Raw genomic sequence first — 19,880 nt, 5'->3', positions numbered from 1 at the left:
AGCGCCTGCACTAAACCGTGAGAGGACACAACCATGGGCTTCCTTGACGAGATTAAAAATAAGATGCACCTGGGCGGCCAGCAGGGTTACGACCAGAGCTATGACCAGGATGACGACTACGGCTACGATGACGGCTACGATGATGGCTATCAGAACAACGGCTACAGCGGTACCTCGGGCGAGGGCTTCTATACCCAGGACGAGCCGAGTAACGGCCTGCTGGGCCAGACGCGCCGCGGTGAGGCCGAGTCGGTCGCCGTGTATACGCGCTCCGGCCAGCTGGTCGGCGATGACTCGCGTCATGCAACGACGTACAATCCGCCGTCGCGTTCTCAGGATAGTGCCGCAGGCGGCTATCGCCCCGGCGCTTACGACACGCCGTCGAGTTATGCCGAGAGCGCCCGCGCTCGTGCCGCGGCGCCTGCGCCCGCTTCTGCGCCGAGCGACGCCTCGGCCTATGCAAACAACATCATTAACGCCACGCCGCAGCTGCCTGCCTATGTCCTGCGCCCTGAGAGCTATGACGATGTCGAGACCGTTGTCCGCCGCGTGCGCACCAAGCAGCCCGTTGCGCTGATTTTTGTTGGCGTTCGCACCGAGGTCGCCAAGCGTGTCCTGGACTTTAGCTATGGCTTTGCCTGCGGCCTGGGCGCTACGGTCAAAGAGGTGGGCGATCGCGTGTTTATGGTGCTGCCCGCCGGCTGCGAGGTCAAGGATTCGGACCTCAAGAAGCTGCGCGCCGACGGCTACCTTAAGTAAACCCAAGACGAGGAGATTCTCATCAACATCTACACCATTGTCCAGCTGGTCAACACGCTGTTCAACTTCTACTCCACACTTATTGTGGTCTATTGCTTTATGACGTGGATTCCCATGAAGCAGGGCGGCCTGCTGCAGGATATTGCCGCGGTGCTCGATAGCGTCTGCGGTCCGTGGCTCAACCTGTTTCGTCGGTTTATTCCGCCGATGGGCGGCGTTGATTTTTCGCCGGTCGTTGCGATTATTGCGTTGCAGTTGGTGCAGAGGCTGATTCTGCAGCTTCTTATAGGTATACTCGTATAGTACTGGCTCAGTAACTTACGTCGGGCGCCCGGCGCCAAGGCGATGATAAAGGAGAACTTGTTATGGCTATTACCCCTGCTGACATCCAGGCTCAGACTTTCTCTGAGGCCAAGCGCGGCTATGATCCCGCCGAGGTCGACGTCTTTTTGGAGACGCTGTCCTCCGAGGTTGACGCTATGCTTGCCAAGATTGTCGATCTTAAGGGTCGTCTGACTGCCACCGAGCAGCAGCTTGCCGACACGCAGGCCCAGCTTGCCCAGGCTCAGGACGCTGCCGCTCAGGCCGTTCCCGCCGCTCCTGTGGCCGCTCCCGCACCCGACTTCTCCGCTCAGGAGCGCCAGATCTCCGCTGCGCTGATTGCTGCCCAGCAGACCGCCGAGGGCATCGTCAACGATGCCAACGAGAACGCTGAGCGCATCCGCAACGAAGCCGATGCCAAGGCCCGCGAGGTCATCCGTCAGGCCCTGACCGAGAAGCAGGCCGAGCTCGAGGAGATCGACCGTCTGAAGGCTTCCCGTGAGGAGTTCAAAGCTGAGTACCTCAAGCTCATCCAGCACTTCATGGACGATGCGCAGAATTCCTTCCCGTCCGACCTTATGGCCTCCACGCCGGTCGGTTCTGCGGCTTCTCCTGCAGTGACCGTTCCCGCCGCCGAGCCGCTGCCTGTCGCTGATCCGGTTGTTCCCGTGGCTGACCCCTTCGCCCCGATCGACAACTTTGCTGCCGACGACCTGGACTAGCTCCAGAGCTACAATCTAGTGCCCTTAAGAGGAGCTCGCACCTGCGGGCTCCTTTTTTGTGGCTGCATACGGGTTGGGAAACAAAACGCCGAGCTCTGCGTGCGATAGGGCAGAACTCGGCGAAAGGGTGAGCGGTAAAAGGTAGATTTTAGGGCATGCGCAAGAACTACTTGAGGAGGAAGTCGGAGAGGGGAATGGTACGGGCCTCGCGATGCTCGGGATCGGCGATGTGGTCGGCAGGATAGCCGCAGACGAGCATGTGATAGGGATAGACGCCCTCGGGCAGGTTGAACCGCTCTCGGGCTAGCTCGGGCTTAAAATGGCATACCCAACACGTTCCCAGGCCTTGCTCCTCGGCCTCCATCATCATTTGATCGCAAACAATCGAGGTGTCGATAGCGCTGGAGTTCATCTGGTCATAGGGGCGAACCCAAGCGTCGTCGGTAACGCTGCAAATGAGGAAGATGAGCGGAGCGCCAAAGATGGACCCATCACGAGCAAACCGAGGCTGACAAGCAGCCGCCTTCTCCAAAAGCTCGGGTGTATCCAACACCATCACACGGGTTGGATGATTATTACAAGCAGAAGGAGCAATACGCCCAGCCTCAACAATGGCATCCACCACAGCCTGCTCCACAGCCCGAGCCTCAAACAAACGACAAGAATACCGAGACCGAGCCAGATCCAAATACCCCATAACCAAACCCTCCAAAGTCAGCGAATCAATCCAAGGTAAATCAAAAGGTACCCAAGGCTACGCTCAGCCAAACGCTCAATGCAGCCCCAAAGTATCCAATCGGGCATAAAAGGCCGCATCATCCAGGTTCCCATCGCATTCTAACCATCAGCCAAAGTTCCCAATGGTGGTACGTAAGGCGAAGGGCCGGCACCTGTTTACTTTCGAACGACTCTGCCACGCAGCCGGAGTGAGAAAGCAAACAGGTGCCGGCCCTTCGCCGCCGGGACACGTACCCCCAATTAACTGTTCTTCATGACAATCGAATCCACGACATCAGCCACATTCTCGCAGCAGTCGGCGCAGTACTCCAGGAAAGCGTAGACGTCACGCCAGGCGATGACCTCGAGCGGGTCCTTGCCATTGACGTGCAGGTTGCGCATGGCGTTGATGTAGAGCTCATCGGCCTCGGACTCAATGGTGTTGATCTGGATGACCAGCTCGCGCAGGGTCTTGGACTTGCGGTAATTAGGCAGCTCGACCATAAGGTCCTTCATGGCGCGGCAGGCGTCGGTCACCTTGTGGGCGATGACAATGGCATCGGGGTGGATGCTCTGGATGTTGGTGAAGTAGACGCGCTGCACGACGCCCTCGATACGGTCAAGCACAGTGTCGAGCGAGCAGCTCATCAGGTCCAGATCCTCGCGCTCAAGCGGGGTGATAAAGGCAGTGAGCAGGGCATCCTCGAGCTCATGGTGCTTCTTGTCGGCCGCATGCTCAATCGCATGCATCTCTTCGAGCATGCCGTGGATCTGCGCGGGATCAAAGTTCTCAAAAATCTTGATGAGCAACTCTGCGGCCTGGACAGCAAGGTCGGCGCAGGCGACGTAGTTGTCAAAGTAGAACGAATCGGGTTTCTTTGCCATGAGTGGGTCCTTTCGAGGCGAAGACGGGTGGGCGAGGTATTGCGGTCCGGATGGACGTTCGGTTTGACTAGATGAACATCATGAACAGCTTGGCCATGACAAAGCTGATAAGTCCGCAGGCGGGGAAGGTGAAGAACCAGGTGAACATCATGTCCTTGACGACACCGAAGTTGATCGCCGAGAGGCGCTTGACGGCACCGACACCCATAATGGCGCAGGTCTTGATGTGCGTGGAGGACACGGGGATGCCGGTGAGCGTGGCAAGCAGCAGGTTTGCGGCGCCCGCCAGGTCGGCGGAGAAGCCCTGGTACTTTTCGAGCTTGACCATGCTCTGACCGACAGACTTGATGATGCGCTCACCGCCCACGCTGGTGCCGATGCCCATGGTGGCCGAGCACAGCAGCATGATCCAGATGGGGATGCCGGCGTCGCCGACGCTCGTCTGTCCGCTGGCAAAGGCGACACCTAAAAAGAGCACGCCGATAAACTTTTGTCCATCTTGCGCGCCGTGCATAAAGCTCATGGCCGCGGCACTTGCGATCTGAGCATATTTAAAGAAGACATTGGCACGTCGCCTGTTGGCGGCGGCGAAAAGAATCGAGACGAGCTTGCACAGGACCCAGCCCATGATAAAGCCCAGGCCGATGGAGAGCGCCAAGCCGTAGATGACCTTCATCCACTCGTGGACGTTGACGCTGCTCGCGCCGCCGAGGGCGATTGCGGCACCGGTCAGGCCGGCGATAAGGCTGTGGCTTTGCGAGGTGGGGATGCCAAAACGCGATGCCGTGGCGCCGTAGACGACGATGGAGAACAGCGCCGCGCAGAGGCACGCGAGCGCCATGGTGCTGTTTCCGCCAAAGTCGACGATATGTGAGATGGTGTTGGCGACGCTCGCGTTAAAGTGCGTCATGATGAGCACGCCGAGGAAGTTGAATGCGGCGCTCATGAGAATGGCTGCGCGGGCGGGCATGCAGCGCGTGGTGACACAGGTCGCGATGGCGTTGGGCGCGTCGGTCCATCCGTTGACGAAGATAGCGCCGAGCGCGAGGATCACGGTGACGGCAAGGACTGGGTTCGACACAATTTGGCCGAGGAAGGCTGAGAACGTTACGTCCATATATGGGCTTTCTCGAAGTTTGCAGGCACGTTACAAAAACATGATAAATCGTATCACCTCCTGCGGGTTTCTTTACCGAGTTCTGATGAGAGAAGTGAATTTTTTGGCACTAACATTGAATATTTGCCCTGTTGACCGCGGGTGTTCTTTTTGCTAGCACGCCATGAGGACACGTGCGCGCCCCAACATCCCAAAACCACAGCCTGTTCGCTTTACAATATGCAAACATGCGTTCGATAATAGGAGGCATGGAATATCGACAGACAGATGGTAAAACTCGACGCGTGCACAAGCAGTATGTGGACGTCGTGGCCCGCATTCTCGCGGGCGGACAAGTCGTGCCGGTTACCGTCTGCTGGGTCGACGGTCGCTGTTTTACGATCGACGAGATTGTCTCATCCACCGGTTTTGGCCTAACGGTTCACGGCATTCGTACGGCAACCTATAAGGTTCGTTTTGGTGGGCATGCGACCGAACTGTATCTGGAAGAACAGGCGCGCGAGCGACCGGATGGCTCGCAGGCCCATCTGATGCGTTGGTGGGTGTGGGCATTCGACCGTACGCTCGAGAGCGGGCGCCGCAGGTAAGAGCGCGCGGCATTCGGGTACAATGGCAGGAATCTTGTCACCTACGGCGCTGTCGCGGCGCTTTTGAAAGGACGATATTATGAACGATATCCAGGGTTATCAGAACGGCCCCATTGAGACCGGCGCAAGCCGTGCCAAGGAGATGTCGCCGCGTGCGTACAACCTTGCCATGTCTGCCCTGATCTTTTTGGGCTTTTGCGCCATGGGTGCCGGTGCTTACTTTACGAGCACCATGGCGTTCGCCCGCATGATGATGAGCGGCGCCGCCTTGCCGCTGGTCTTTGGCTCGTTTATTTTGACCATCGTCGGCATGGTCATGATGTCGGCCGCCGCGGGCAAGCAGTCTGTGGGTCTGTCCCTTGTGGGCTACGTAATCTTTGCGAGTACCTTTGGCCTGACCGCGTCGTTTGGCCTTGCCAATTACGACCTGCCCACCATCAACACTGCCTTTATCGCCACGGCCGCCATCACCTTTGTCTTTGGTGCGCTGGGCGTGACCTTCCCCAAGTTCTTCCAGCGTGTGTACGGCATTGGTTTTGGCATCCTGCTTGCCACGATTCTGGTCGAGATCGTGCTGATGTTTATGGGCGTCTCGCAGTCCATCACCGACCTGATCGTGATCGTGGTGTTCGCCGGCTTTATTGGCTACGACACCTATGTGGCCACGACGGTGCCGCCCACGCTGCCCAACGCCGTGCTCATGGCATCCAACCTGTTCGTGGACATCATCAACGTGTTCCTGCGCATCCTGAACATCCTTGGTCGTCGCGACTAGTGCCAAATTGCAGCGGTGCTTGCGCACGTGTAAATCGATGCGGAAGGCGGTCCTTCGGGGCCGTCTTTTTTGTGCGTGGCGGGGTATCATGGATGGAAAAGCCGATAGCGGCAGAGACCGAGAAAGGTGACCACTTATGGCAGACGTCGACAACAGGAACCGTAACCGCAGACCCAATCGCGCAGGGCAGCCCAATCCCAAGCGCGAGGCCCGTGCCAAGGCCGCCGAGCGTCACGTGGCGACTGTGTCCGAAGCGTGCGCCAAGGATATCGAGCGCTCGCTTGCAGGCGTGCGCGAGTTCGACGGTATGCCTGCCGGCTTTGTCGCGGCGATGAAGGCCAAGGCCCAAGCGGCTGCGGCTGCCGAGGAGCAGGTCGCCGAGGAGTCTGAGGCCGCCGAGGTTGCGTCTGCCGAGGCTGAGGCCGTGGCCGAGTCTGCACCCGCCGAGGAGGCCACGGAGGCCGAGTCCGCGCCTGCCGCCGAAAAGCCCGCTCCGGTCCTGCCCGAGGTCACCGTGCTCGACGCCTCTGCCACGCAGGCCATTCTGGATAACGGCCGAGGCTACGCGCAGTTCTGTGACATGGCCGTGCTTGCCTTTGCCTCGTTCACCAACCCGGGCGGTGGCTACATCCAGGGCTATCTGGGCCAGGAGGCCACGCTCTGTGCCGATTCGTACCTGTACAACGTGCTCGATAAGCAGCGCAAATGGTACGGCGAGAACCGTCGTCGCAACATCAACTGCGAGCTTTACCGCAACCGTGCGCTGGTGGTGCCTGCGGTGCGCTTCGACCGCAATCACGTACATGCATATGCTGACGTGATCGTTGCCGCCGCGCCCAACGCCAAGCGCGCTCGCCAGGAGTATCGCGTGGGTGACGATGCCTTGCTGGATGCCCTGCGCGATCGCATCCGCTTTGTGCTTGCCATCTGCGATGAGCTGGGTCGCGAGAAGCTCGTGCTGGGCGCTTGGGGCTGCGACAACAACGGCTTTGACGCCGAGGCCGTGGCTGAGCTCTTCCGCAAGGAGCTTGCGTCGGGCGACTTCAAGGTCAAGCAGGTGTTTTTTGCCGTGCCCTCTACGCGCTGGGATGAGGACTTCGCCAAGTTTGAGCACGTGTTGGCAAGCTTCCCCGAGTGTAACGAGGAGTCCTATGCTCAGGTGGCCGCCCGCGCCGCGGCCGCCCGTGCCGCCGAGCAGGCTCAGGCCGCTGCTGAGGACGATGAGGATGACGACGACTGGCGCAAATACCTGTAATCGGTATGTGCTGACAGATAGGTCGATCCGGCAGGAGAGACTGCTCCCGCCGGCTTTTTACTAGAGGAAGGGCTTACGATGAAAAACGTTCTGTGCTTTGGCGACAGCAATACCTATGGCTATGATCCGGCGGGCATGCGCGACGGCACCGCGGTGCGCTATGCGCACGATGTGCGCTGGTGCGGCGTGGCCCAGCGCGACCTGGGCGAGGGCTGGCACGTGATTGAGGAAGGCCTAAACGGCCGCACGACGGTGCGCGACGACATGTGCCATCTGGACACCAATCTCAACGGCATCCGCGCGTTGCCGATGCTGCTCGAGTCCCATAAGCCGCTGGACGCGATCGTGATTATGCTGGGCACCAACGACTGCAAGACGGTCTTTAGCGTGGGGGCTGCCGATATCGCTGACGGTGCCATGGCGCTGATTCGCACCGTCCGCGCGTTTCCCTGGACCGACGCTGCGCCTTGTCCGCGCATTCTGCTGATGGCTCCTATCAAGATCAAGCCGCAGATCGCCGATGTGTATATGACCGACTTTGACGAGCACTCCGTCGAGGCCTCGGAGCATTTTGCCGAATACTATGCGTATGTTGCCGAACAGTTTGGCTGCGACTTTTTGAATGCCGCCGATTTTGCCGAGCCGGGCGATATCGATTATCTGCACATGATGCCGGAAAGCCACGAGAGCCTCGGCCATGCCGTGGCAGCCAAGCTCAAAGAGATGATCGGAGAGTAGTACGGCCCTAAGCAGTACAAAAGTTCCCCTTGCGGTGGCTTGTTTCGTTGGTTTGTCTTGATCTGTAACAGCTGTAAGGCCGAAAACGGGCTAGATGTTACAGATTGAGATTATTTAGGTCGATATCGGTCGTTTGTCTCGATCTGTAACATCTAGGGTCGATTTCGCCGAGTTACTGTTACAGATCGAGATTTTCTTCTCAGCGGAATTTGAATGTCTCAATCTGTAACAGGTGGGCCGAAAAATGGACTCTAACTGTTACAGATCGAGATGTTTGCGGGAACCGCCACAAAGGTGCCTGTCCCCTTTGTGGCGGTTTGGGATGGGGCTTAGTATTGCCACATGTGGTTGACGGGGCCGGAGCCTTTGCCCATGTCAAAGCCAGCGGCGAGAGCGCCCGTTAGGTAGGCCTTGCCGGCGTTGACGGCATCGGCAAGATCCATGCCCTGGGCCAGCGCGCAGGCGATGGCGGACGAAAGCGTACAGCCAGTACCGTGCGTGTTGCCGGTCTCGATGCGCTTGTGGCGGAACCACGTGGTGAGCGGATCGCCCAGATGGTTGCCCTCGTCATCGAGCGGCGCGGGCTCTGCTAGCACATCGTTGGCCTCGTTGACAAAATGCCCGCCCTTAACGAGAGACGCGCAGCCAAAGCGACGGGTGAGAAGCATGGCGGCATTTTGCTGCGTGCGCTCGGAATCGACCTCGTAATCGAGCAGTGCCATGGCCTCGGGAATATTGGGCGTGATGACGGTCGCCAGCGGGAACAGGCGGCGTGTAAGCGCTTCGGCGGCGTCCTCTGCGATCAGACGAGCGCCCGAGGTGGCGACCATGACGGGGTCGACGACGATATTTTTTGCGTCCCAGGCGCTCAGGCGGTCGGCGATAACCTCGATAATCTCGGCAGAGGAAACCATGCCGATCTTGACGGCGCTGGGGCGGATATCGTCAAAAACGGCATTGATCTGCGCCGCGACAATATCCGGAGAGATGTTCTGCACGGCGGTGACGCCCAGGGTGTTCTGTGCGGTGATGGCTGTGATGGTCGTCTCGGCATACAGGTGGTGCGCCGTGACGGTCTTGATGTCGGCCTGAATGCCGGCGCCACCGCTGGAATCGGATCCTGCGATGGATAGAACGGCGGGTACCTTACTGCGATCCATGTTCGCTCCCTTGTTCGGTCGGATTCAAATGGGTCTTCTGCCTGCATTATAAAGTGCCCGGGCCGGCTGTATGCCGATCCCGGGCGGGTGGTGCAATCTTTACGCAAATGTAAGAAAATGTTCACACGTCAACAATTGACGAACACCTTGTTACCGATTGTGGCTTCGGTGACGCGTTAGTCCTCCATACCGAGGTCGATCGTCGTGCCTTCGAACACCTTGTTGACGGTGCGGACGGCGCACATCTTGCCACACATGGTGCAGGTGCCCTCGGTGGCGGCGGGGGATTCCTCGTAGCGCTTCTTGCCGGTGACCGGGTCGAGCGCGCACTTCCACATGGCGTCCCAGTCGAGCTTACGGCGTGCCTGGCCCATCTTGTCGTCCATGTCGCGGGCGTGCGGCACCTTCTTGGCGATGTCGGCGGCGTGTGCGGCGATCTTGGTGGCCATGAGGCCATCGAGCACGTCCTGGGCGTTGGGCAGGCACAGGTGCTCGGCCGGCGTCACGTAGCACAGGAAGTCGGCACCGGAGCTGGCGGAGATGGCGCCGCCGATGGCAGCGGTGATGTGGTCGTAGCCCACGCCGATATCGGTCACCAGCGGCCCGAGCACATAGAACGGGGCGTTGTGGCACAGGCGCTTCTGCAGTTTCATGTTGGCGGCGATCTCGTCGAGCGCCATGTGGCCCGGGCCCTCGACCATAACCTGGACGCCGGCGGCCCAAGCGCGCTTGCACAGCTTGCCCAGCTCGATCATCTCGGCGGTCTCGGTTGCATCGTTGGAGTCGTAGAGGCAGCCCGGGCGGCAGGAGTCGCCGAGCGAGATCGTCACGTCGTACTCGTGGCAGATTTCGAGCAGCTCGTCGTAGAACTCATAGAACGGGTTCTCGTTACCGGTGACCTCCATCCAGCCAAACAGCAGCGAGCCGCCGCGGCTGACGATGTTCATGAGGCGGCCGGTCTCCTTAAAGGTCTCGATGACCGACTTGTTGATGCCGCAGTGGATGGTCATGAAGTCCACGCCGTCCTCGGCGTGCGCGCGAACGACCTCGAGCAGGTCGTCCTTGGTGAGCTTGACCAGCGGCTTTTCCATGTAGCCGATGGCGTCGTACATGGGGACGGTGCCCACCATAAGCGGCGTCTCGTCGATGAGCTGCTGGCGGAACTGGCGCGTCTTGCCCGAGTTGGAGAGGTCCATGATGGCGTCGGCGCCAAAGTCCTCGGCGATCTTGACCTTCTTCCATTCCTCGGCGGCATCGGCCTTGTCGCCCGAGATGCCCAAGTTCACGTTGACCTTGGTGGACAGGCCCTCGCCGACACCAAAGGCGCGCATCCCCTTTTTGATATGCACGATGTTGGCGGGAATGGCGATGCGGCCGTCTGCCACGCGCTCGCGGATGTACTCGGGGTCGCGATGCTCGCGCTCGGCGACCTCTTTCATCTGAGGTGTGATCTGCCCGGCGCGGGCGAAGTCGATTTGCGTGACGAGCTTGGGCTCGGTCTGTGTGCTCATTGGCACGGCTCCCTTCGTTGGCATTACCCATATCAGGTTTGCGGGTCAGGGCGGGCGCGCCCAGTCTCAGCCTGCCGTCTTGTCCTGCAAGCTCCCCGTTTATGTGGTGGGCTCAAGTATAGCTCGAATGGGTACGATTGACGCGATGAGCATGCCCGTGGGGAGGCGAACATGGAAGACAAGCATCTATATCGAGAGACACAGTGGGACGTGTCGGCCGAGGAGGGCCGTGCCCATCATGGGCTAGTCGCAATCGGTTTTGCGATCCTTGTCGTGATGGTGATTGCCTGTTGTATCTGGACGTTTGGTGGTCGTGGCGGCGCTGTATGGGAGTTCGAGGCTGATGATGGCCTACCGATTATGACGGTGAGGAGTACCGGCGGTAATGCCAATACGCTCGCCATTCCGGGCGATTATTGGTACCCGCGCGATGAGTTTGTGCAGTTGCAGCTGAGTGGTGGGTCCATTCCAGGTGAAGAAATCGAACGCGTGACGTTTGACACGGCGCTCAAAACGCTGACGGTGAAGCTCAAAGATCAAGGAGATGTGCCCACGACCATGGATATCGCCCTGACGGAATGGCGCTTGGAGCCTCCATCGGGTGTTGCGGTGTCCGAGGTAGAGCACGTTAAGGTTGCCTACCAAGATGGCTCGACGAGCGAGATCGCCAAGGCCGACGGTCTGGCGGAATAGTGGGGTGTTCACCGAATGCCATGAAAGCATGCCGAGGTTGAGTTCGGCGCTAGCGACAGGCTTCTAGAATGCCTGCTCGTTGATGAAGGCCAGGCTGTCTGGGGACGAGAGCTCGGGGACATAGCGGTAGCCAAGGTTGAACTCGGTAAGACCGGCGGCGTCCTCGAGCTTGTTTTCTGCCATCCAGCGCACCATGGAGCCGCGCGCCTTTTTGCTGGCGGTCGAGCGCTGGATGGGCTTGCCGTTGCGGACACCTTCGCCAAAGAGACAAGTGACGGTTGTGGCGTCGCCTGCGAGATGGGGCAGAACGGCCTTGGCGTACTCCGCGCTGGCAAGGTTGACGACCGTGGTGTTGGAGCCGGTCGGCGCAATGGCGCATGCAAGTTTGTCGCCCCAAAACGCATAGAGGTCACGGGCGTTGTCGACGGCGAGCTTGGCTCCCATTTCGAGCCGATAGGGCTCAACGCCATGGAAAGGCCGCACGCATCCGTACAATCCGGAGAGGATCCAGAGATGGTTTTGCAGCCAGTCGAGCTGTGCAGCATCCATGACCTCGGGCGCCATGCTTTGGTATTGGATGCCGTGGTAGGACATGACGGCGGGGGAGATTCGGCGCGCGATATCGGGATCGGCGAGGTCGGCATCGCTCAGGACGGGCATAAATTCGTGAAGCGTATCCAGGCACGTTGTAAGCAGCCTGTCGCTCACGTTCCAAAGGGCCTGAAGACCTGCTGCGCCATCCTCGCGTTCGATGCCTAGCAGTGCCTGATGGAGCCGGGCCGTCTGATGTGCAAAAGGCGGTATGCCCAAAACGTCAAAGGCATCTTGAGCTGTCCGCATCTGTTTGGCGGGCGAAATGACGACCCGTAGCACGGAATCCTCCTCCCGCTAAAAAAGTTGCGGTGAAATACAGACCGCTTTCCCCGTTGGAAGCCCTGATGAATCCGTATTTCACCGCAAGTTACAAGGGTTGGTTAGGCGCGCTCGAGGAAGGCCTTGTAGCCGCGGTAGGCCTCGTAGATATCGGCCTTGTTAGCGACCTCCCACAGGGCGTGCATGGACAGGACGGCAACGCCGGAGTCGATGACGTTCATGCCGTACTTGGCCATGATGTAGGCGATGGTGCCGCCGCCGCCCGCATTGACGCGGCCGAGCTCGCAGGTCTGGAAGTCCACGCCCGCCTCGTCCATGATGTCGCGGACGAGGGCCACGTACTCGGCGTCGGCGTCGTTGGAGCCGCCCTTGCCGCGGCTGCCCGTGTACTTGTTGAAGCACAGGCCGCGACCCATGAAGGCTGCGTTCTTGGTCTCGAACTTGCCGGCATAGCCCGGGTCGAAGCCGGCGGACACGTCAGAGGAGAGCATGCGGCTGCGGGCGAGCGCGCGGCGAAGGGCCAGCGGGCTGTCCTCACCGGCGAGCGTCATGATCTCGGCGACGGTGTTCTCGAAGAAGCGGCTCGTCATACCGGTGGCACCCACGGAGCCGATCTCCTCCTTGTCGACGATGAGCGTGATGCTCGTGCGCTCGACATTGGCCACATTGATCTGGGCGAGCATGGAGGGGTAGGCGCAGACGCGGTCGTCGTGGCCATAGCCCAAAATCATGGAACGGTCGAGGCCCATGTCGCGGGCGGGGCCGGCGGGCACGACCTCGATCTCGGCGGAGAGGAAGTCCTCCTCCTCGACGTCGTACTGTTCCTTGAGGATGTCCAGGAACATCTGCTTGACGGGCTCCTTGGGAGCGTCCTTGTCGTCCTCGTCAAACTTGACGGGACGGCCGCCCACGATCACGTCGAGGATCTCGGCATCGACGGCGTCCTTGGCAGGCTTGGACATCTGCTCACTCGAGAGGTGAATCAGCAGGTCGGAGATGGTAAAGACCGGGTCATCCGCCTTGTCGCCGATGTTGATGTCGACGGTGGTGCCGTCCTTTTTGCAGATGACGCCTACGAGTGCGAGCGGGGAGGCTACCCAGTGGTAGCTCTTGACGCCGCCGTAGTAGTGCGTGTCGAGGTAGGCCATGTCGCCGGCCTCGAAGGCGGGATTCTGCTTGAGGTCCAGGCGCGGCGAGTCCACGTGGGCGCCCAGGATGTTAAAGCCCTGCTCGAGCGGGGCGGTGCCCAGGTTGACGAGCATAAGGTCCTTGCCGTGGTTGGCGGCGTACACCTTGTCGCCTGCCTTGAGCTCGCGGCCTTCGGCGATCACGGTCTCCAGGTCGACGTAGCCCGCCTCCTCGGCCATCTTGATGCCGGTTTTGACGCACAGGCGCTCGGTCTTGTTCTCGCTCAAAAACTGCTTATAGCCGCGGCAAAGCTCCTCGAGCTCCTCGATTTGCTGTGGCGTGTACTTTTTCCATGCGCAGGGACGCTCCATGACGCAGGCTCCTTTCGGATCGATCGTGCTGGTTGATGTACCGTGAGCCATCGTATCACGCGTAGGCTTACGGTGGCGGGGGAGCTTGATGTGCGGTGGTCTCGGGGCGGGGAGCGTGTAAACTGGAGTGAGCAAACCGTGCCCAGCCCAAAGCGAGGTATTCAATATGTCTGACAAGCGCCGCACCTTTGCCGTTATCGACGGCAACTCGCTCATGCACCGCGCCTTCCACGCCGTGCCGCCGACCATGAACGCGCCGGACGGTCGCCCCACCAACGCGATCTTTGGCTTTCTGAACATGTTTCTCAAGATGATCGACGCCTTTAACCCCGACGGTGTGGTCGTGGCGTTTGACAAGGGCAAGCCGCGCGTGCGCATGGAGATGCTGCCGCAGTATAAGGCGCAGCGCCCGCCCATGGACCCCGATCTGCACGCGCAGTTTCCGATGATTAAGGAGCTGCTCACGGCGCTCAACGTGCCGATTCTGCAGTCCGAGGGCTGGGAAGGCGACGATATCCTGGGCACTATGGCTCGCCTAGGTGAGGAAGCCGGCTGCGACATGCTGCTGGTGACCGGCGACCGCGACATGTATCAGCTCGTGACCGAGCACGTCAACGTGGTCTCGACCCGCAAGGGCCTGTCCGACGTGGCGATTATGACGCCCGAGAGCGTGGATGACCTGTATCACGGCATTACGCCGGCGCTCGTGCCCGATTTCTACGGTCTGAAGGGCGATACGTCGGACAACATTCCCGGCGTACCGGGCATCGGCCCCAAAAAGGCGAGCGCGCTCATCGCGCAGTACGGCAGCCTGGACGAGGTCATCGCGCATGCCGATGAAGTCAAGGGCAAGATGGGCGAGAACCTGCGTGCGCACATCGACGATGCCCTGCTGAGCCGCAAGGTCGCAACCATTCGCACCGATGCGCCCGTCGAGCTCGACTTTGACGAAACGTCCTTCCCGGCGTTTTCTGCCGACGAAGTCTCCGCGGCGCTGGGCACGCTCGGCATTACGGCCATGCAGAACCGTTTCTTGTCGCTCATCGGTGGCGAGGGTGGGGCTGCGGTCACCGCCAGCGCGTTTGAGATTCCCCCCGTTATGCGCGCTGCCGCCGGCGATGCCGAGGCGCTCGCTGCCGTTGCCGCCGAGGTTACTCGTGCGATCGAGGCGGGCGAGTGGATTGCCGCCGTGGTGGACGATGACAAGGAGGAGGGTGCGCTCTTTGGCCTGACGCGTACGCTGTGGCTGGCGACGTCCAAGGGGCTGCTTGCGCTTGAGGAGGGCGACGGCGGTACCACTGCCGTAGTCGATGGCTTCAACTTCGCCCACGGCGTCATTGCCGGCGTGCTTGCGCGCCTGTTTATGGAGGGCCGCGTGGCGAGCCCGGACATGAAGGCGCTGCTGCACGAGCTTTCGCCCATCGATTCTTCCGAGTCCGAGCTCATGGATCCGCTGACAGTCGATTCCACGCGCATCTTCGACACCGTGGTCGCCGCCTACCTGTTGGATTCCGACCGCTCCGAGTTTGACGAGGCGTATCTGGCCGATACCTATCTGCAGATGGCGCTGCCCGCGGCGCGCGGTGCAGAGGGTGCCGGCGAGGACGCTCCTGCGCCCGCCGCTCGCACGGCGGCCTTGACGCTGGCGCTGGTCGCACCGCTGCGCGACCGCATGGCCCGCGAGAACGCCGCCAACGTGTTCGACGGCATCGAGATGCCGCTCGTGCCGGTGCTTGCCAAGATGGAGCGCGCGGGCATGCTCGTGGATCCCGACCGCCTGCGCAATCTGTCCGAGGGCCTGGCGACCCAGATTACCGAGGTCGAGCGCAGCATTCGCGACCTGGCAGGCGACGAGACCTTTAACATCGGCAGCCCCATGCAGCTCTCGCATGTGCTGTTTGACGTTATGGGGCTTCCGACCAAGGGCCTCAAAAAGACCAAGCGCGGCTACTATTCGACCAACGCCAAGGTGCTGAGTGACCTTGCGCGTGACCACGAAATCGTGCGTCTGATCTTGGACTGGCGTGAGAAGTCTAAGATCAAGTCCACCTATCTGGACACGCTGGGCCCGCTACGCCGCGGTGACGGTCGCGTACACACCACGTACAACCAGACCATCACGGCAACGGGTCGCCTGTCCTCGAGCGACCCGAACCTGCAGAACATCCCGACGCGCTCGGAGCTGGGGCGTACCGTCAAGACGGCGTTTTCGGCAGGCGAGGGCAGCGTCTTTTTGGCGGTGGACTACTCGCAGATCGAGCTGCGTCTGCTGGCACATCTCTCGGGTGACGAGCACCTGGTGCGCGCCTTTAACGAGGGCGAGGACTTCCATGCCGAGACGGCCGCGCGCGTGTTTGGCGTGCCGGTGTCCGAGGTAACGCCCGACTTGCGCAGTCGCGCCAAGGCCGTGAACTTTGGCATCGTGTATGGTCAGCAGGCCTACGGTCTGTCGCAGTCGCTGCATATCTCGATGGCCGAGGCGCGCGACATGATCGACCGCTACTACGAGGCCTACCCGGGCGTGCGTACGTTCCTAGACAACGTGGTGGCACGTGCCAAGCAGACGGGCTACGCCGAGACCATGTACGGCCGCCGTCGCCATATTCCGGAGCTCAAGGCTAAAAATCCGCAACTCCGCGGCTTTGGCGAGCGCACGGCCATGAACCACCCCATGCAGGGCACAGCCGCCGACATCATCAAGATTGCGATGGCCCGCGTAAGCCGCCGTCTGGAAGAAGAAGGCTTTGCCGCCCACATGATCTTGCAGGTGCACGACGAACTGGACTTTGAGTGCCCCATCAACGAAGTCGAGCGCCTTACAGCTATGGTCCGCGACGTCATGGAACACGTCGTAGACCTACGCGTACCCCTCATCGCCGAAGCTTCGACTGGAGTGACCTGGGCAGATGCCAAGTAAGGGCACACCCACAATTCCAAAGTAAACCAAAAGCAGAAGGGGGCTCCTTGACAACAAGGAGCCCCCTTCATTCAATTAAATTCAGCCAAAGTATCTAGACGCCAAGACGCCATCTAGGCGGCAAACAAGTCAACGTAGCCATGCCCGGGGCCGGCCGTTTGATTTTTGTAGATTCCGCACGAGCCGAAGGCCACTTAATGTGGCCTTCGAGCGAGCCCAGGACCTGACCGAGCAAAAATCAAACGGCCGGCCCCGGGCATGGCGACGAGTTTAACGAGCCGCCAAGATAGCGTCGATGAGCGTCAGTACGCCCCCGTCGTTGTTGCTCGGAATGCGCCACTTGGCGTGCGCGTTCATGTGCTCCTCGGCATTGTCCACGATAAAGCTATGCCCGACGCGCTCCAGCATGGGAATGTCGTTGTACGTATCGCCCACGGCGGCGGCGTCGGCGATATCGATGCCGAGCTGCTCGCACAGGTGCGCGACGCCCGACCCCTTGTCGACGCCCAGATTCATAAAGTCGATCCACTCGCGGCCAGCATTGGTGACGTAGAGCTGATCCGAGAATGCAGGGCTGTAGTCCTCGCGAAACGCTGGCTCGGCATCGTAGGCGGGGAAGAAGATCGAAATCTTGTTGGATTCGACGTCAAGGCCCTCAAAGCTATCGACGTAGTTGATTGTGTTGTAGTAGACGCTGATCTCGTCGTGGTATTGATGGTCGCGGGCAAGTACGTAGAACTCGTCGAAGCAGCACAGGACGGGGACGGCGCGCGGATCCTCCGAGGCGCGGCTCAAGACCTGCTGATACAGCGCCACATCGATAGTGCTCTTATAGATGTAGTTGCCGCGATATATCACGCATGCGCCGTTATCGGGGCAAAAAGCGATGCGGCTCTTGATGTCCTCAAACATCTCCTCGAGTTTTGGGGCGGGTCGTCCGCTGGCGGGGCAGAACACGATGCCAGCCTCGGCGAGCTTGTCTAGGCGCTCGTCGAGGCCCTGAGGCAGAACGCGCTCGTCGGTCAGTAGCGTCTTGTCCATGTCGACGGCAATGAGCTTAATGTTTCCGATATTGGTGTCCGATTCGTAAGTTTGCATAAAAGCGAGCCTTTCGTTTCGAGATTGTTTCAGACGTTATAACCATTAACTCGTAGTCGGGCGTATTTTCGCAGGATTGGCGCGCGTTTGCATCACCATTCACAAAGTAATGAAAAAACTTTTCAGAAATTTGAAGTTGTCGCTTGTGCCGCGGGCACTTTAGCGTAATATAGCGACCATCGAAAACGGAGACGGAAAAAACAACCGCTTACCGAGGAAAAGGTACCGTTTACGATATTAGAATTGCGCCCGGCGATAGGTGAAAGGAGAGGCAGATGCAGTTCGTAAAGATCATCACTACTGCAGACAATGCCATCCGACGCCAGCGCGCAATTTCCCGACGACGATAACAATCGTCTCTGTCCGCATGGGGCGAATTGCCTCAACAGAGTCATTTTGAGGTCGTTGGGTTTTAGCACGACATTGCTGCATGTTTCTAGGGCATGTATGTGCTGATTATTGCTATTTAACCTGATATCACACGGTTTTTGACCTCGAAATGACTTGCAACTGACCGATTTTCTAACTAGCTACCAAGGGCGAAAGGAAACAGCCATGAGCAAGGAAAAAGTCGTTCTCGCATATTCCGGTGGTCTTGATACATCCGTATGTGTCAAGTGGCTCCAAGACGAGAAGAATCTCGATGTCGTTTGCGTTTGCGGCAACGTGGGCCAGGAGGAGACCGGCCTGGATGCAAAGAAGCAGAAGGCGCTCGACCTGGGCGTTCTTGATTGCCAGGTGCTCGACCTGCGCGACGAGTTCTCCGATGAGTTCCTGACTAAGGCCATCGCCGCAAATTCCATGTACGAGAACAAGTATCCGCTGCTCTCCGCCCTGTCTCGCCCGCTGCTCGCCAAGAAGCTTGTCGAGGTCGCTCACGAGTTTGGCGCGACCTACGTCGCCCACGGCTGCACCGGCAAGGGTAACGACCAGGTCCGTTTTGAGGCTGCCGTCAAGGCCCTCGACCCCGAGCTTAAGGTTATCGCTCCGGTTCGCGAGTGGGATCTGAAGTGCCGTCCCGACGAGGTCGCCTACGCTCACGCCCATAACGTGCCGGTTCCCGAGGGTGCCAACGACAACCCCTATTCCATCGACGACAACCTGTGGGGTCGTGCCATTGAGTGCGGCCACCTGGAGGATCCCTGGAACGAGCCGCTCGACGACGCTTGGGTTATGACCAAGAATCCGGAGGACACGCCGGACACCCCGACGTATACCGAGATTGAGTTTGAGGCCGGCAAGCCCGTCGCCGTCGACGGCAAGAAGATGAAACTCTCCGAGATCGTCATCGCCCTCAACAAGATTTCGGGAGACAACGGCTTTGGCCGTCTCGACCTGGTTGAGGATCGTCTGGTGGGCCTCAAGAGCCGCGAGTGCTATGAGGTTCCCGGAGCCCTGACGCTCATCACCGCCCACAAGGCGCTCGAGGACATTTGCGTCGAGGGCGACCTGCTCAAGACTAAGATTAAGCTCGAGCAGGATTGGGCCACCGCCGTGTACAACGGCCAGTGGTACAGCCCGCTCAAAAACGCGCTCGACGCCTTTATGGCCGACACCCAGAAGTTCGTGACCGGCACCGTCCGTCTGAAGTTCTTTAAGGGCAACTGCCATGTCGTCGGCCGCAAGAGCCCCTTCAGCCTCTACGACTACGGCCTGGCCACCTACGACCGCGACACCACGTTTGATGAGAAAGCCAGCGCCGGCTTTATCGAGATCGATACGCTGTCGCTCAAGACGTGGGCCAAGGTCCAGGGTCCCAGCTCTGCCGCTGCCCAGGCTTAAGTCTTCCTTTCCTTGGTATCCGCGCGGCCCATCCGCGTGATACATAACGGGCGCATGGGGTCCCTACCTTTCGTTATGCTTGCTGACACTTCTTAACATCGGTGGCCCCTACGTTCCGCCCGCATATATGACGCCGCGACTGCGGCTGAGTCCGAGCCCCGCCGGGGTTGTCCGGCGGGGCTCCTTCTATCAATTTGGCGGCTCTGCGCCTATATATGAGGAGTATCCATTATGTTCAATGCTGTCGTGCATGCTTTACTTGCCCTCGCGCCCGAGCTCGATGCTGCAAAGGTCGAGGACGTCCCTATGAGCCTGAAGGCTTGGATTGACGGTTCGCAGGGCAACATCCGGAGGGAGACGTTGGGCGCCAAGTGCATGGTGCGTCACTTCTTTGCAAATTAGCTATATGGCCTCGCGCACGGTGGGGAATATGCAAAACTAGCGGTTGAAAAATCGCTTTAGCGATATGGC

At 59.8% G+C, this 19,880-nt stretch carries 19 protein-coding genes; 11 read left to right on the top strand and 8 right to left on the bottom strand.

The annotated features are described in order from the left end of the window. Positions 1-33: 33 nt before the first annotated feature. The 3 genes from ABCP74_RS00475 to ABCP74_RS00465 all read left to right on the top strand — a co-directional run bounded on the left by ABCP74_RS00475 (position 34) and on the right by ABCP74_RS00465 (position 1,802). The gene (locus ABCP74_RS00475) at positions 34-759 is read left to right on the top strand and encodes a cell division protein SepF (RefSeq protein ID WP_343000982.1); all 726 of its coding nucleotides are present in this window, start codon (positions 34-36) and stop codon (positions 757-759) included. Positions 760-774: 15 nt separating this feature from the next. Further along, on the top strand, positions 775-1,062 hold the full coding sequence (locus ABCP74_RS00470) for a YggT family protein (RefSeq protein WP_164473347.1): 288 nt from the start codon (positions 775-777) through the stop codon (positions 1,060-1,062). 62 nt (positions 1,063-1,124) lie between these two features. Further along, positions 1,125-1,802: a DivIVA domain-containing protein gene (locus ABCP74_RS00465; protein ID WP_118080366.1), complete on the top strand. Its 678-nt coding sequence runs from the start codon at positions 1,125-1,127 to the stop codon at positions 1,800-1,802. Positions 1,803-1,968: 166 nt separating this feature from the next. On the opposite strand, the gene ABCP74_RS00460 is transcribed toward ABCP74_RS00465, so the two are convergent. From ABCP74_RS00460 to ABCP74_RS00450, 3 genes are all read right to left on the bottom strand, one after another. Continuing rightward, positions 1,969-2,499: a nitroreductase family protein gene (locus tag ABCP74_RS00460; RefSeq protein WP_343001261.1), complete on the bottom strand. Its 531-nt coding sequence runs from the start codon at positions 2,497-2,499 to the stop codon at positions 1,969-1,971. A gap of 281 nt (positions 2,500-2,780) precedes the next feature. Further along, on the bottom strand, positions 2,781-3,404 hold the full coding sequence (locus ABCP74_RS00455) for a DUF47 domain-containing protein (RefSeq protein WP_118080370.1): 624 nt from the start codon (positions 3,402-3,404) through the stop codon (positions 2,781-2,783). Positions 3,405-3,471: 67 nt separating this feature from the next. After that, positions 3,472-4,521 carry an inorganic phosphate transporter gene (locus ABCP74_RS00450; RefSeq protein ID WP_343001259.1) on the bottom strand — a complete coding sequence of 350 codons (1,050 nt, stop codon included), beginning with the start codon at positions 4,519-4,521 and terminating at the stop codon, positions 3,472-3,474. 248 nt (positions 4,522-4,769) lie between these two features. Here ABCP74_RS00450 and ABCP74_RS00445 point away from each other — a divergent pair, with 248 nt between their 5' ends. The 4 genes from ABCP74_RS00445 (at position 4,770) to ABCP74_RS00430 (ending at position 7,876) form a co-directional block, all read left to right on the top strand. Next, on the top strand, positions 4,770-5,108 hold the full coding sequence (locus ABCP74_RS00445) for a hypothetical protein (RefSeq protein ID WP_343001258.1): 339 nt from the start codon (positions 4,770-4,772) through the stop codon (positions 5,106-5,108). A gap of 79 nt (positions 5,109-5,187) precedes the next feature. Further along, positions 5,188-5,883 carry a Bax inhibitor-1 family protein gene (locus tag ABCP74_RS00440; RefSeq protein WP_343001257.1) on the top strand — a complete coding sequence of 232 codons (696 nt, stop codon included), beginning with the start codon at positions 5,188-5,190 and terminating at the stop codon, positions 5,881-5,883. 136 nt (positions 5,884-6,019) lie between these two features. Continuing rightward, on the top strand, positions 6,020-7,138 hold the full coding sequence (locus tag ABCP74_RS00435) for a TIGR02452 family protein (RefSeq protein ID WP_343001255.1): 1,119 nt from the start codon (positions 6,020-6,022) through the stop codon (positions 7,136-7,138). Between the two features lie 78 nt (positions 7,139-7,216). Next, a complete protein-coding gene (locus ABCP74_RS00430) occupies positions 7,217-7,876 on the top strand; it encodes an SGNH/GDSL hydrolase family protein (RefSeq protein WP_343001254.1) in 660 nt (219 codons plus the stop codon). Positions 7,877-8,205: 329 nt separating this feature from the next. Here the strand turns inward: ABCP74_RS00430 and thiD are convergent, their stop codons facing one another. After that, on the bottom strand, positions 8,206-9,036 hold the full coding sequence (gene thiD / locus ABCP74_RS00425; protein WP_343001253.1) for a bifunctional hydroxymethylpyrimidine kinase/phosphomethylpyrimidine kinase: 831 nt from the start codon (positions 9,034-9,036) through the stop codon (positions 8,206-8,208). Positions 9,037-9,212: 176 nt separating this feature from the next. Further along, on the bottom strand, positions 9,213-10,547 hold the full coding sequence (gene thiC / locus ABCP74_RS00420; protein WP_343001252.1) for a phosphomethylpyrimidine synthase ThiC: 1,335 nt from the start codon (positions 10,545-10,547) through the stop codon (positions 9,213-9,215). 171 nt (positions 10,548-10,718) lie between these two features. On the opposite strand from thiC, the gene ABCP74_RS00415 reads away from it, so the two are divergent. Beyond that, positions 10,719-11,240 carry a hypothetical protein gene (locus tag ABCP74_RS00415; protein WP_343001251.1) on the top strand — a complete coding sequence of 174 codons (522 nt, stop codon included), beginning with the start codon at positions 10,719-10,721 and terminating at the stop codon, positions 11,238-11,240. Positions 11,241-11,303: 63 nt separating this feature from the next. Here the strand turns inward: ABCP74_RS00415 and ABCP74_RS00410 are convergent, their stop codons facing one another. After that, positions 11,304-12,113: a YaaA family protein gene (locus tag ABCP74_RS00410; RefSeq protein ID WP_343001250.1), complete on the bottom strand. Its 810-nt coding sequence runs from the start codon at positions 12,111-12,113 to the stop codon at positions 11,304-11,306. A 101-nt stretch (positions 12,114-12,214) separates the two neighbouring features. Continuing rightward, the gene (locus tag ABCP74_RS00405; protein ID WP_343001249.1) at positions 12,215-13,612 is read right to left on the bottom strand and encodes an aminopeptidase; all 1,398 of its coding nucleotides are present in this window, start codon (positions 13,610-13,612) and stop codon (positions 12,215-12,217) included. Positions 13,613-13,778: 166 nt separating this feature from the next. On the opposite strand from ABCP74_RS00405, the gene polA reads away from it, so the two are divergent. Beyond that, complete coding sequence (polA, locus tag ABCP74_RS00400; protein ID WP_343001248.1) at positions 13,779-16,529, top strand: DNA polymerase I; 2,751 nt, start codon at positions 13,779-13,781, stop codon at positions 16,527-16,529. A gap of 270 nt (positions 16,530-16,799) precedes the next feature. Here polA and ABCP74_RS00395 read toward each other — a convergent pair whose 3' ends face one another. Then, positions 16,800-17,627 carry a Cof-type HAD-IIB family hydrolase gene (locus ABCP74_RS00395; RefSeq protein ID WP_343001246.1) on the bottom strand — a complete coding sequence of 276 codons (828 nt, stop codon included), beginning with the start codon at positions 17,625-17,627 and terminating at the stop codon, positions 16,800-16,802. Between the two features lie 555 nt (positions 17,628-18,182). On the opposite strand from ABCP74_RS00395, the gene ABCP74_RS00390 reads away from it, so the two are divergent. After that, the gene (locus ABCP74_RS00390) at positions 18,183-19,409 is read left to right on the top strand and encodes an argininosuccinate synthase (protein WP_035138001.1); all 1,227 of its coding nucleotides are present in this window, start codon (positions 18,183-18,185) and stop codon (positions 19,407-19,409) included. Positions 19,410-19,640: 231 nt separating this feature from the next. Further along, positions 19,641-19,811, top strand: coding sequence for a hypothetical protein (locus tag ABCP74_RS00385; protein ID WP_161115562.1), 171 nt, complete (start codon positions 19,641-19,643; stop codon positions 19,809-19,811). Positions 19,812-19,880 lie beyond the last annotated feature (69 nt).

The sequence above is a fragment of the Collinsella aerofaciens genome, assembly GCF_039062315.1.
Taxonomy (GTDB): Bacteria; Actinomycetota; Coriobacteriia; order Coriobacteriales; family Coriobacteriaceae; genus Collinsella; species Collinsella aerofaciens_BG.
This window is presented reverse-complemented; position numbering and strand designations above follow the sequence as displayed.

Coding starts and splice junctions, on each gene's coding strand:
- ABCP74_RS00395 (WP_343001246.1), bottom strand. CDS start 17,627: ATGCAAACTTACGAATCGGACACCAATATCGGAAACATTAAGCTCATT.
- ABCP74_RS00435 (WP_343001255.1), top strand. CDS start 6,020: ATGGCAGACGTCGACAACAGGAACCGTAACCGCAGACCCAATCGCGCA.
- ABCP74_RS00455 (WP_118080370.1), bottom strand. CDS start 3,404: ATGGCAAAGAAACCCGATTCGTTCTACTTTGACAACTACGTCGCCTGC.
- ABCP74_RS00405 (WP_343001249.1), bottom strand. CDS start 13,612: ATGGAGCGTCCCTGCGCATGGAAAAAGTACACGCCACAGCAAATCGAG.
- ABCP74_RS00385 (WP_161115562.1), top strand. CDS start 19,641: ATGTTCAATGCTGTCGTGCATGCTTTACTTGCCCTCGCGCCCGAGCTC.
- ABCP74_RS00430 (WP_343001254.1), top strand. CDS start 7,217: ATGAAAAACGTTCTGTGCTTTGGCGACAGCAATACCTATGGCTATGAT.
- polA (WP_343001248.1), top strand. CDS start 13,779: ATGTCTGACAAGCGCCGCACCTTTGCCGTTATCGACGGCAACTCGCTC.
- ABCP74_RS00415 (WP_343001251.1), top strand. CDS start 10,719: ATGGAAGACAAGCATCTATATCGAGAGACACAGTGGGACGTGTCGGCC.
- ABCP74_RS00390 (WP_035138001.1), top strand. CDS start 18,183: ATGAGCAAGGAAAAAGTCGTTCTCGCATATTCCGGTGGTCTTGATACA.
- ABCP74_RS00460 (WP_343001261.1), bottom strand. CDS start 2,499: ATGGGGTATTTGGATCTGGCTCGGTCTCGGTATTCTTGTCGTTTGTTT.
- thiD (WP_343001253.1), bottom strand. CDS start 9,036: ATGGATCGCAGTAAGGTACCCGCCGTTCTATCCATCGCAGGATCCGAT.
- ABCP74_RS00440 (WP_343001257.1), top strand. CDS start 5,188: ATGAACGATATCCAGGGTTATCAGAACGGCCCCATTGAGACCGGCGCA.
- ABCP74_RS00450 (WP_343001259.1), bottom strand. CDS start 4,521: ATGGACGTAACGTTCTCAGCCTTCCTCGGCCAAATTGTGTCGAACCCA.
- ABCP74_RS00465 (WP_118080366.1), top strand. CDS start 1,125: ATGGCTATTACCCCTGCTGACATCCAGGCTCAGACTTTCTCTGAGGCC.
- ABCP74_RS00445 (WP_343001258.1), top strand. CDS start 4,770: ATGGAATATCGACAGACAGATGGTAAAACTCGACGCGTGCACAAGCAG.
- thiC (WP_343001252.1), bottom strand. CDS start 10,547: ATGAGCACACAGACCGAGCCCAAGCTCGTCACGCAAATCGACTTCGCC.
- ABCP74_RS00475 (WP_343000982.1), top strand. CDS start 34: ATGGGCTTCCTTGACGAGATTAAAAATAAGATGCACCTGGGCGGCCAG.